Raw genomic sequence first — 12042 nt, forward strand, 5'->3', positions numbered from 1 at the left:
GCGGATATAAATGCTCAAAGCCCACTCCTCGGAGTGGGCTTTTTTATGTCTGTTATTCCGCGGTAGCTTAATGATGAATATTTGGAATAGGTTAGAATCTTGTGTTTCGTTATTGCTCGTCTGCTGTGAGTGGTAACTTGTCGCTACACAGGATTTTAAGGCGTTGGGTATATGGAAATTACTCTAGAAATATTGGCTATCTTGTTTGTTGTTGCAACGGCAGCAGGCTTTATTGATGCAATGGCTGGCGGCGGTGGGTTACTGACTCTACCTGCATTGCTAGCGGCTGGAGTTCCACCCACGCAGGCACTGGCAACCAACAAACTCCAAAGCTCATTTGGCAGCTTCTCCGCGAGTTGGTATTTCGTGCGCAACGGTATCGTCAGCATCAAAGAGATGCGCCTTGCTATCTTTTGTACCTTTATTGGCTCTGCAATTGGCGCTGAGTTAGTCCAGCACATTGATGCGAGCCTACTGACCAGTGTTATCCCACTGCTGCTTATCGCTATCTCTCTCTATTTCCTGTTGGCACCCCAAACTAGAGCGTCTGAAGGAAAACAGAAGATCTCTGAGGCGATGTTTGCTCTGTGTATTGGTGGCGGCGTGGGTTTCTATGATGGCTTTTTTGGCCCAGGAACAGGTTCTATCTTCACCGTCTGCTTTGTTGCTATTGGTCACTTCTCGTTAGTCGATGCTACGGCGCGTACTAAAGTACTTAACTTTACCTCGAATATCGCTGCCTTAATTTTCTTTATTTTGGCTGGTTTGCCTATTTGGGAGTTGGGATTAGTGATGGCGGTCGGTGGATTTATGGGCGCTCAGCTTGGCGCTAAAGTGGTGGTGACAAAAGGGCAGAAATGGATTCGCCCCCTTGTGATCGTGATGTCGATGCTAATGGCGTCTAAACTGCTTTGGGAACAGCATCAACAATGGATTCTATCAGTGTTTTAACTCGTGGAGACTGGTAACTATTTGGTCTGACACAGATATGAATCGGCCGAATCAAGCCTGCTAATTCGGTGAAGCTATACAGATATTGAGGCTCAATATTGAGTGTTTTTACGATAGAGAGCGGGATCAACGCTGGCCCAGTCCCGCCCAATGCAAGTTGCGCCGCTGCGGTGTAGGCATCCATCTCCATCAAGGGTTTGATACCAAATTTTTCTAATACAGAAAGTTGATAAGAATTGGCTGGATTGGTCATGTCGTTAGTGATGACCATTGGAGGGAGATCCGTTAGCGGCGACTTACTCACTATGTAAAACGGTTCATCAAAAAGATGGAAGGTCATCAACCCATGATGTGGTGGCAGTAAGCCAGCACACAACCCCAAGGTCGCCTTGCCGGACTGCACCCGTTCGATAATTCTCGGCGTGTGGTTGGTGGTAATGGTGATGTACTTATCTTGCTGGATGAACTGGCCCATCATCTCACCTAAATAACCGGCTATCAGAGACTTATTGCTGTCTAGGGTGATGAGAGTGGTATCTTCCAACTCTTGCTGTTCATAAATAAGCCCACGAAGTTCATTGAATGTCGGGCCAATACTCTCGATTAATGCTATCGCATCTGGCGTGAGTTTTATCTGTCGGCCACTCGGTTCAATGAGCTTTTTACCTAGCTTCTTTTCTAAATTCGCAATCCGTTTGCTGACCGCTGATTGGCTGATATAAAGCAAACTGCCTGTGCGGCTCATGGTCTTTGCTTTACTCAATACCAGTAGAGTTTCGATTCCTTCGAGTAGCATTGGGTTATATTCATGAAATTTGGGAATGATTGTTTCAACTTACCTCAAACAACATTCATTCTCTAGTCTTGAAACTAAAGCTTTGAACCAAGTTAGGTATTTTTAGCTATGCTCGCACGTGTAGCGCGAGAGCATAATAATTGTGTTGGGGAGCTCAAATTAAGAAAGGCTCCTTTACGGAGCCTTTCACTTTGTAACGATAGCTTATTTGATAGCGAAGGTCGGCAATGATAAATGCCAACGAATAGCGCCAAGCCTTATCAATAGTGTTGAGAACACGCCGGCCAGAAATGCAGTTTCTGAATCGTGCCCCATGCTGATCGCCATGGTATGGAAAGCACCACCAATGATACAAGCGGTCGCGTAGACTTCACTTCTTAGAATCATAGGCACTTCACGGGCAAGCACGTCGCGGATAATACCGCCACCGCAACCGGTGATGACACCCATGATGATGGCCACTAGTGCTGAATCTTGATAGATAAGCGCTTTTTCCACGCCAATGCCAACAAACACCGCTAGGCCAATCGCATCACATACCGGCAATATCCACCAAGCCAGACGTTTCGGGCGTCTTACAATAATCATGGTCAGCAAACAGGTGATGATGATGACCCAAAGGTAGGTGGTATCGGTGATCCAAAACACGGGAGTTGCACCCAATGCCATGTCACGAATTGTGCCGCCGCCAATCGCGGTTACACTGCCTAGAACGGCGACGCCAAAGGGATCCATCTTAAGACGGCCAGCGACAAATACGCCTGAGACGGCAAAGATGGCAGTGCCAAATAAATCGATAATATAAAGCAGCATGGAGTCCATGATACTGGTGCTCTTATAGTTAAAATTGTAGGGACAGGTCGGTGGCGAATTGTACGAAAAAACGCAGCAAATAGTTAGTGATTTTGCCTAGCTCTATCGAAGAAATCGCACACTTGTTGGATCGCTTTCAAAGTTCTCGTTGTCGGGCGATTAATCCAGTCTGAATTGAGGGACCAAATCTGATTTTGAGCGACTGCTGGGATTTCATCTTCCCATGTTTGCCACATGGTTCCATTCTCAATCGCGTGCTGAGAAGTGAAAATCACTTGCGGTTTTCTTAATACAACTTGTTCAATACCAACTTGCGGATATGGCGAGGCGCTGTCTTCAAAAATATTGTGTCCACCACAAAACTCAAACACCTCACTTGGCCAGTGTCCTTGAGCAACAGTGATGATCGGCTTTTCACTGAGCTGGTAGAAGTAGTTTACTGGCTCGGCATCTTTGTATTCTAGTCTCAACGCGTTGAGCTGCTCTCTGTATTGCTGAGCGTTATTTTCGCCAATGCTTGGATCGCTAGCGTATTCGCTCAGTTGTTCAATATTGGTTGCGATACTGTCTAGGCTTTTGGTCTTGGAGTAGTAAATATTAAAACCAAATTGCTCTAGTTTCGCGAGCTCTCTGGGCGGGTTTCCCGCTGGCCACGCAAGAATCAAATCAGGCTGAAGTGCGATGATCTTCTCAACCTTGATACCTTGATAGTTTGCTACTTTTTCAAGCTTATCGGCTTGTGGTGGGTAATCACTTCGTTCACTTACGGCGACAAGGTTGTTACCTAAACCTGCGCTGTACGCGAGTTCAGTGGCATGAGGAGCAAGGCTGACCACGCGTTGAGCCGGCTGTACTTGTTCTTGAGTCAGTGGTGCTTCTTCTGCAAATGATAAAGGCAGCCATAAGCTGGAAGACAAAATAGTAAGGCTTGTAACAAGTGCTGAAGGTTTCACTCTAAATCCCTTGGTGAATAAATAGTAAGGCTAGGCTTTGTAAAAAGATCCAGATAGCGATGCGACCAAAGAGTAGTTTCTGAACCTGAGATAGATGCAGAGCTGACGGTGCGATTCTTCCGCCTAATTTCGCGCGAATGGCTTTGGTGTTGTCGTAAATCGCAGGGCCACCTAATGATAACTCCAGCTTGTTGCCAACGGCCGTGATCAACCAGGCAGGGCCGGGCAGTGGCCAAGAGCGACTTTGGACTAACATCATCTTGAACGTGTGAGACGCTTTATCACCACATACAATCATCAAGGCAAACAATCGCATTGGTATAAATTCTAGAATCGCGACTATCTTGATTGCCGTTGATCCAAATGGAGAGAACTGCTTACGGCTTGGTGACCACGCTCGCGCTAATTCGACAATCAGGCGATACATTAAAGCGGCGATTCCACCACCAATGGCGTACCAGAATAAAACACAAACCACATTACGAGCGTAACCCATGATTATGGTTTCTGTGGCGGCTTTGCCGAGGCCAAGTGGCGAAAGTGATTCGGTCTGACGATTGATAATCGGAGCCAGTAACTGACGAGCGGCCGCTTTATCTTCTCGGCCAAGTACTTTGATCAGTTGGTTAGCCAGCTTTTCATTATTGCGCCAATCAATCGCGAGTAATAACAGTGCCAATTCAAACAGTTGAGATTGCCAAACCAATGGTTGCAGTGCCAATAGAATAACCAGAGTTGGCAGTACCATTAACCCCCAGGCTAATGTGCCTGAGATTAAACTTTGGGAATAGTTGTGGTTGTTATTAACCTTGCTTGCTAAAAGCTCAGCAAACTTATGCCATAAGGTCGTGGGGTGTGCGGCATGGGGGATAGGTAAAATTAAATGAAAAAGCAGTGCTCCCCACATCACAAGGAGCACGCCATTTGCAAATACCTGATCAAACAGTGTTTGCATGTCTAGTCGCTTACTTTAGTAGGGCAACCATCTTGATAACCATTTCAGAAGAGCTTTGCGCTGCTAGTGGCAGGAACTCTTCGAAGCTCATTGGTGATTCTTTGTCTGCAACATCAGAGATTGCACGAACAACCACGAATGGTACTTGGAATTGGTGACAAGCTTGAGCGATAGCCGATGCTTCCATCTCTACAGCAACAACAGATGGGAAGTGCTTGCGGATGAACTCTTGGCGTTCTGCTGTGCAAACAAATGCGTCGCCAGTACAGATAAGACCGCGAACGGCATGCTTATCTTCCATTTGTGCTAGAGCTTGTTCAGCAACAGCCATCAGTTTGTCGTCAGCTTTGAACGCTGCAGGCTGACCTGCCATTTGGCCGATTTCGTAACCGAAAGCTGTAACGTCTGCATCGTGGTGACGAACTTCAGTTGAGATAACCACATCGCCAAGGTTCAGTGTTGAATCAAAACCGCCAGCAGAGCCCGTGTTAAGAACGACATCTGGTTGGTATTCGCTTAGTAGGATTGAAGTACCAACAGCCGCTGCTACTTTACCAATGCCAGATTGAAGCAAAACAACGTCAACACCATTTAGCTGACCAGAGAAAAAGGTACAACCGCCTTTATTAACTTCAGTAATGTCTGAAATTGCTGCTTTTAGGATCGCAACTTCTTGCTCCATTGCGCCAATGATGCCGATTTTCATGTGTAGTCTCTTAATAAATAATATTTAAACAGTAGAGCGAAATTGTAGCATGGATAAGAAGTGTCGAGCGACTGCCCAGAGGCACTTCTCATCCGAATAGTAGCGATTTATCTGCGTATTCTTTTATCTATTTGATTAGGCCTTCGCTTTTCAAGCTAGCACGAAGTTGTTCAGCTCGTTTTCGGTTTACGCCAAAATCAGAATGGCCAGTACGAGACTCTGAACGCACGATCAGTTTGCCATCCGTGATTTTAAGTTCTAAGTCATCGACAAAACGCATGATGCGAGAGGTACATTCAACACGCAGATAATCTTCTGTTTTACTCGCGGTTTTCGATCCCGGTAAGGTTAGTGCAACCTGCTCAATCGCATCCAAGTTCGCTGAATCTGACAACTCAAACGCGGCCAATGCGTGCTGCTCACGGTCATCTTGAGTTGATACGCAGTTTGGTTTGTCTCCACAAGGTGATGAAGTTCTGTCTTTCATGTCCGTGATTCCTTGGCTGCAAGCGGTTAAAGTCAAAAGAGATAGAGAGAGGAGAGCGGCTTTTTTCATAGTGTTTCCTATGGCGTTGTTTTAATTTTAATTGTAGTTCTCGGTATTTGTTAATTTACGATTGTTTTACGTATTCTTTGTTATGCCGTTGGTAAAACGTATCGAACTTAAAAAAGGATCCATATGCGGATCCTCTTTTTATAGTAATGGATTGATTAATAGAGGAAACTTTAGATTAGTCACACTTCTAGGTAATCCAAGATCCCTTCTGCGGCTTTACGGCCCTCATCGATAGCGGTTACTACCAAGTCAGATCCTCGAACCGCATCGCCACCTGCAAAGATCTTGCTGTTGGTGGTTTGGTATTGAAACTCTTGTTTACCGGGAGCCTTGATACGACCCCACTGATCGAGCTCCACACCGAAAGGTTCTAGCCATTCCATCGTATGAGGTTGGAAACCAAATGCCATAATTACGGCATCAGCCTCAAGAACATGCTCACTGCCTTCGACAGGTTCTGGACGACGACGGCCTGCTTCATCAGGCTCACCCAAAGCGGTTTTCACGAATTTCACACCAACCACATGACCAGCGCTGTTAAGCTCTAAGCCGATAGGTTGTAGGTTGAACTTGAACTTCACCCCCTCTTCACGTGCATTTTTTACCTCACGGCGAGAACCTGGCATGTTGGCTTCATCTCGGCGGTAAGCACACACCACATCTGCCGCATTCTGACGAATAGAGGTTCGAACGCAGTCCATCGCCGTATCACCACCACCAAGCACGACGACTTTCTTACCTTGCATATCGATAAATGGGGTTGGGTTTTCCAGTTCCATGACCTTGTAGGTATTAGAAATCAAGAATGGCAGAGCATCATAAACGCCCGGTGCATCTTCGTTGTCTAAACCCGCACGCATGTTTTTATAGGTGCCGACACCAAGGAAAACAGCGTCGTAGTCATCGACGAGTTGCTGAAGTTGTACATCTTTGCCGACTTCGGTATTCATTTGGAACTCGACGCCCATCTCGCTAAAGATACGGCGACGATTTTCCATGATGCCTTTCTCAAGCTTGAACGATGGAATACCAAACGTCAGTAGGCCACCGATCTCCGGATAGCGGTCAAACACAACGGCTTTTACGCCATTACGAACTAGGATGTCAGCCGCCGCTAGACCTGCTGGCCCCGCACCGATGATCGCGACCTTTTTATCAGTCCACTCAACGTGAGACATGTCAGGCTTCCAACCCATCTCAAAGGCTTTGTCGGTAATGTACTTTTCAATATTGCCAATGGTTACGGCACCGAAATCGTCATTGAGGGTACAAGAGCCCTCACACAAGCGGTCTTGAGGGCAAACTCGACCGCAAACCTCAGGCAGGCTGTTGGTTTGGTGAGACAGTTCAGCGGCTTCGATAATGCGCCCTTCATTGGCAAGCTTAAGCCACTGAGGGATGTAGTTGTGAACAGGACATTTCCATTCACAGTATGGGTTACCACAGTCTAAACAACGGTCTGCTTGCGCTTTCGCTTGCTGTTTAGTGAAAGGTTCGTAGATCTCTACAAACTCAATCTTACGTATCTTGATTGGTTTCTTCGCTGGGTCTACGCGATTCACATCAATAAATTGGTATACATTCTGGCTCATTATTGGCTCCTTCCAATTATTGCGCTTGAACACGAAGTTCAGCTGAGCTGCGGCTTTGGTGGCCGAGCAAGGTGTTCAGATCCGCCGTCTTTGGCTTCACTAGGTAGAACTTTGGAATCCATTCATCAAAGTTCGCCAGAATAGCTTCAGCGTGTACTGAGCCAGTCTCTTCTAAGTGCTCTGCAATTAAGCCACGCAGATGTTCTTGGTGGATAAATAAGTCAGACAGAGAAAGTGCCTCGACCGACTCGTTATTTACTCGACCTTGGAAGTCTTCGTTCTTATCCATGACATAAGCGAAGCCACCTGTCATACCCGCACCGAAGTTGACGCCAGTTGCGCCAAGAATGGCAACAATACCGCCGGTCATGTATTCACAGGCGTTGTCACCAGCGCCTTCAATCACAGCAACCGTACCTGAGTTACGTACGCCAAATCGTTCGCCAGCCGTACCAGCTGCAAACAGCTTGCCTCCAGTTGCGCCATACAGACAGGTGTTGCCTATGATGGTCGCTTCGTTACAAGTAAATGCGGTGCCTTGGTGAGGCTTGATAACCACTTTGCCGCCAGCCATGCCTTTGCCAACATAGTCATTGGCATCGCCTGTTAGGTAAAGCTCAACGCCGCCTGCGTTCCAAACCGCAAAAGATTGGCCTGCTGTACCGTCGAGATATAACTTGATTGGTGAACCTGCCATCCCTTGGTTGCCGTATCGCTTAGCAATTTCACCAGAGATACGAGCACCAATCGAGCGGTCTGTGTTGATCACGTTGTAGTAAAGGCTGGTGGATTGACGTTTCTCAATTGCATCGAGTGCATCATCCAGAATCTGCTGGTTGAGCTGAGCTTTATCAAATGGTGCGTTTGGCTCGGTCCAAAACAGTGGGTGACCTTCTGGAGATACCGGAGCTTCGAGTATTGAAGAGAGATCGAGCTTGTTCTGTTTCGCGGTGAGGCCTTGAACGGCTTCAAGTAAGTCAGTACGACCAATCAGGTCCGTGAGTTTTTCTACGCCGAGTTCTGCAAGGTATTGGCGAACTTCATCGGCTAGGCCTGTAAAGTAGTTCACCACCATGTCTGGCAGGCCTTTGAAGTATTCGCGGCGTAGTGTTTCATCTTGAGTCGCAACACCCGTCGCACAGTTGTTTAGGTGACAAATTCGTAAGAACTTACAACCCATTGCGACCATTGGCGCGGTACCAAAACCAAAGCTTTCTGCACCGAGAATCGCACCTTTAATCACATCAAGGCCAGTTTTTAAACCACCATCGACTTGCAGGCGGATCTTATGACGAAGCCCGTTAGCAACCAGTGCTTGTTGAGTTTCTGCTAAGCCTAGCTCCCAAGGGCAACCTGCGTATTTTACCGAGGTTAGAGGGCTTGCCGCGGTACCGCCATCGTAGCCAGAAATGGTGATCAGATCGGCATAGGCTTTCGCTACACCAGTTGCAATCGTGCCTACACCCGGTTCCGATACTAACTTTACTGAAACCAAGGCTTTAGGGTTCACTTGTTTAAGGTCGAAAATCAGCTGCGCTAGATCCTCGATAGAATAAATATCGTGATGTGGAGGAGGGGAGATCAGTGTCACCCCTTGAACTGAATATCTCAGCTTAGCGATTTCTGCGGTAACTTTATGGCCGGGCAGTTGACCACCTTCTCCAGGCTTCGCACCTTGCGCGACCTTGATCTGCAAAACATCCGCATTGGTTAAGTAATGTGGCGTCACACCAAAACGACCGGAAGCTATCTGCTTGATACGAGAGTTACGGTCAGTACCAAAGCGTCGAGGGTCTTCACCACCTTCACCAGAGTTTGAGTAACCACCCAAGCGGTTCATCGCCATTGCTAATGCTTCATGCGCTTCTGGGCTCAAAGCACCGATCGACATTGCCGCAGAGTCGAAGCGTTTAAACAGATCGCTGTTAGGCTCGACTTGCTCTAGTGGTAGAGGCTGATCGGCTTTTTTGAGGCTCATTAAGTCGCGTAACATCGCAGCTGGACGAGCATTTACTTGCTTAGCAAAAGAGAGATAATCCGATGTCTCACCTGTTTTTACTGCAGTTTGCAGAGTGCCAACCACATCAGGGTTATAGGCGTGATATTCGCCGCCGTGTACGTATTTGAGTAAACCACCGTGCTCGATTGGCTTACGCTTAGTCCAGGCTTTACGAGATAAGTTATAGATATCTTGCTGGAAATCGCTAAAGCTTGCGCCTTGGATTCGAGTGGTAACTCCGCGGAAACAGAGCTCAACAACATCGGAATGAAGGCCAATGGCTTCGAAAAGCTGTGAACAGCGATAAGAGGCAATGGTTGAAATTCCCATCTTCGACATGATCTTGTACAGACCTTTGTTGATGCCGTTTTGGTAATTTTGCATTGCGGCACGATAATCTTTATCTAAAGAGCCATCATCCAACATTTTACCTAACGCTTCATAAGCGAGGTATGGGTAAACCGCGGTTGCACCGAAGCCAAGCAGCACAGCAAATTGGTGTGGGTCGCGCGCAGTTGCTGTCTCAACAACGATGTTGGCATCACAACGCAGGTTGGTATCAGCAAGCCTTGTTTGCACCGCACCAACCAACATGGCTGCAGGGATCGGTAGTTTTCCTTTCTCTAAACCTTTGTCCGACAGCACAACTAAAACCGCACCTTCGCTGACTTCTTGTTCGGCACTATCACATACTGCTTTGATTGCTTGTTCTAGATCTTGGTTATTCGGGTCGTAGTGCATGCTGAGAATGACATGACGATAATGTTTTTGACTCAACTGCAGAAGCTGCTGCATGTCTGAGTAAAGCAGTACTGGTGAATCAAACGTGACACGATAGGCGTGACCATCTGTTTCACAGAACACGTTCATCTCTTTACCAATACTGGTCGCCAAAGACATCACGTGTTTTTCACGCAGTGGATCAATCGGTGGGTTGGTGACCTGTGCAAATTTCTGGCGGAAGTAATCAGTAACCAGACGCTCTTTTGAAGAGAGCACAGCCATCGGCGTATCATCGCCCATTGAGCCTACCGCTTCCTGTCCCATATCACCAAGCACACGCAGCACTTGGTCGGACTCTTCGTTGCTCATCGCAAACTGTTTTTGGTAGGTCTTGAGCGTGTCATCGTCAAAGCTGCGCTTACCGACTTGCTCATCGGGCAGATCGGAAAACGGTGTGAGTTTGTGAACGTTCTTTTCCATCCACTCTTTATAAGGATGGCGACCTTTAAGGTCATTGTCGATCTCGTTAGATTGCCACAATTTACCGCGGCGCGTATCTATGACGAGCAATTCACCTGGGCCGACACGCCCTTTCTCTGCGACTTCATCCGGTGCGTAGTTCCAGATACCGACTTCTGATGCGAGCGTGATTAGATTGTCTTTGGTAATCACATAACGCGCAGGACGCAGGCCGTTTCTATCTAGGTTACACGCAGCGTAACGACCATCAGAAAGTACGATACCTGCAGGGCCATCCCACGGTTCCATGTGCTTTGAGTTGAAGTCGTAGAATGCACGTAGATCTGGGTCCATATCTGGGTGGTTTTGCCAAGCGGGCGGCACAAGCATGCGCATCGCTCGGAACACATCCATACCACCGGCAAGGAACAGGTCGAGCATGTTATCTAAGCTTGAAGAGTCAGATCCTGTCTCATTCACAAAGGGCGCTGCGGTTTGCAAATCGGGCAGCAGTGGTGAAGAGAATTTATAGGCACGAGCCTTAGCCCACTGTCGGTTACCTTCTATGGTATTGATCTCACCATTGTGCGCCAAATAGCGGAATGGTTGAGCCAGTGGCCAGCGTGGTTGAGTATTGGTTGAGAAACGCTGGTGGAACAGACATATTGCAGATTCCATACGTAAGTCTGCAAGATCGAGGTAAAATCGCGGAAGATCGGCTGGCATACACAGACCTTTGTAGACCATTACTTGTGTCGAAAGGCTACAAATATAGAAATCTTTGTCTTCGGTGATCTGCTTTTCAATTCTGCGACGAGCAATATATAGGCGGCGTTCGATGTCACGCTCACGCCAGCCTGCAGGTGCTGAGATAAAGACTTGTTGAATGTTTGGAACAGAATCTTTTGCGATTGGCCCCAAAACGTCGGTGTTAGTCGGCACGACACGCCAACCTGCGACGGTGAGTGTCTCTTGAGCGAGCTCTTTATTGACGATGTCTTGCGCAGATTGCGCTTTGATTGGGTCTTGGCTGAAGAAAATCATGCCGACAGCGTATTGCTTGCCGAGGTTGAAGTTATTCTCTTCTGCGATAATTCTGAGGTAAGAGTCTGGCTTCTGTAGTAATAAGCCACAGCCATCTCCGGTTTTACCATCCGCGGCGATACCACCACGGTGTGTCATGCGATCTAGGGCTGAAATAGCAGTTCTTACCAACTTATGACTAGGTTGGCCTTCCATTTGCGCTATTAAACCAAATCCACAGTTGTCTTTTTCAAGACTAGGATCATATAGAGCCATTGCAATTCTCCCTTTTGCTTCTCTGTCATCCAGACAGTAAATGACTAACTATTCATATACTTGTTGTTTTTTATAAACTGATAGTTTGCTTTAGCCAGTTAAAACGTTATTGGTTGTGTTAACAAAACCGATTGATTTTATTTTCATCAGCTTTACAACGTATAGCTAATTGTGTTTAAGGTCAAGTTCATGGTTAATTATCATGCATAAACGCGATTAGCCACTTAATAATCTAAAATA

The 12042-nt window shown here is 47.0% G+C and carries 9 protein-coding genes; 1 reads left to right on the plus strand and 8 read right to left on the minus strand.

Annotated features, from left to right (window positions below):
• Positions 1 to 171: 171 nt before the first annotated feature.
• Positions 172 to 951, plus strand: a complete 780-nt coding sequence (locus tag AB4274_RS15875; RefSeq protein WP_012603222.1) for a TSUP family transporter — start codon at positions 172 to 174, stop codon at positions 949 to 951.
• Here AB4274_RS15875 and AB4274_RS15880 read toward each other — a convergent pair.
• The 8 genes from AB4274_RS15880 to gltB all read right to left on the minus strand — a co-directional run bounded on the left by AB4274_RS15880 (position 902) and on the right by gltB (position 11802).
• Complete coding sequence (locus AB4274_RS15880; protein WP_102394343.1) at positions 902 to 1747, minus strand: LysR family transcriptional regulator; 846 nt, start codon at positions 1745 to 1747, stop codon at positions 902 to 904. The two genes, AB4274_RS15875 and AB4274_RS15880, sit on opposite strands and share 50 nt — an antisense overlap.
• A gap of 204 nt (positions 1748 to 1951) precedes the next feature.
• Positions 1952 to 2569 carry a TRIC cation channel family protein gene (locus tag AB4274_RS15885; protein WP_050649519.1) on the minus strand — a complete coding sequence of 206 codons (618 nt, stop codon included), beginning with the start codon at positions 2567 to 2569 and terminating at the stop codon, positions 1952 to 1954.
• A 74-nt stretch (positions 2570 to 2643) separates the two neighbouring features.
• Positions 2644 to 3513: a vitamin B12 ABC transporter substrate-binding protein BtuF gene (btuF, locus tag AB4274_RS15890; protein WP_372102404.1), complete on the minus strand. Its 870-nt coding sequence runs from the start codon at positions 3511 to 3513 to the stop codon at positions 2644 to 2646.
• Position 3514: 1 nt separating this feature from the next.
• Positions 3515 to 4468 (minus strand): cobalamin biosynthesis family protein, encoded by a 954-nt coding sequence (locus tag AB4274_RS15895; protein WP_372102406.1) that lies wholly within the window; start codon positions 4466 to 4468, stop codon positions 3515 to 3517.
• Positions 4469 to 4478: 10 nt separating this feature from the next.
• On the minus strand, positions 4479 to 5174 hold the full coding sequence (mtnN, locus tag AB4274_RS15900; RefSeq protein WP_012603226.1) for a 5'-methylthioadenosine/S-adenosylhomocysteine nucleosidase: 696 nt from the start codon (positions 5172 to 5174) through the stop codon (positions 4479 to 4481).
• A gap of 127 nt (positions 5175 to 5301) precedes the next feature.
• Positions 5302 to 5730, minus strand: coding sequence for a DUF1499 domain-containing protein (locus AB4274_RS15905; RefSeq protein WP_017070085.1), 429 nt, complete (start codon positions 5728 to 5730; stop codon positions 5302 to 5304).
• Between the two features lie 179 nt (positions 5731 to 5909).
• Complete coding sequence (locus AB4274_RS15910; protein WP_171732962.1) at positions 5910 to 7322, minus strand: FAD-dependent oxidoreductase; 1413 nt, start codon at positions 7320 to 7322, stop codon at positions 5910 to 5912.
• Positions 7323 to 7338: 16 nt separating this feature from the next.
• Positions 7339 to 11802, minus strand: a complete 4464-nt coding sequence (gene gltB, locus AB4274_RS15915; RefSeq protein WP_372112588.1) for a glutamate synthase large subunit — start codon at positions 11800 to 11802, stop codon at positions 7339 to 7341.
• Positions 11803 to 12042: the final 240 nt, after the last annotated feature.

The organism is Vibrio sp. 10N.261.55.A10, from assembly GCF_041470825.1.
GTDB classification, from domain to species: domain Bacteria; phylum Pseudomonadota; class Gammaproteobacteria; order Enterobacterales; family Vibrionaceae; genus Vibrio; species Vibrio crassostreae_C.

Coding starts and splice junctions, on each gene's coding strand:
- AB4274_RS15875 (WP_012603222.1), top strand. CDS start 172: ATGGAAATTACTCTAGAAATATTGGCTATCTTGTTTGTTGTTGCAACG.
- AB4274_RS15880 (WP_102394343.1), bottom strand. CDS start 1,747: ATGCTACTCGAAGGAATCGAAACTCTACTGGTATTGAGTAAAGCAAAG.
- AB4274_RS15885 (WP_050649519.1), bottom strand. CDS start 2,569: ATGGACTCCATGCTGCTTTATATTATCGATTTATTTGGCACTGCCATC.
- AB4274_RS15895 (WP_372102406.1), bottom strand. CDS start 4,468: ATGCAAACACTGTTTGATCAGGTATTTGCAAATGGCGTGCTCCTTGTG.
- mtnN (WP_012603226.1), bottom strand. CDS start 5,174: ATGAAAATCGGCATCATTGGCGCAATGGAGCAAGAAGTTGCGATCCTA.
- AB4274_RS15905 (WP_017070085.1), bottom strand. CDS start 5,730: ATGAAAAAAGCCGCTCTCCTCTCTCTATCTCTTTTGACTTTAACCGCT.
- AB4274_RS15910 (WP_171732962.1), bottom strand. CDS start 7,322: ATGAGCCAGAATGTATACCAATTTATTGATGTGAATCGCGTAGACCCA.
- gltB (WP_372112588.1), bottom strand. CDS start 11,802: ATGGCTCTATATGATCCTAGTCTTGAAAAAGACAACTGTGGATTTGGT.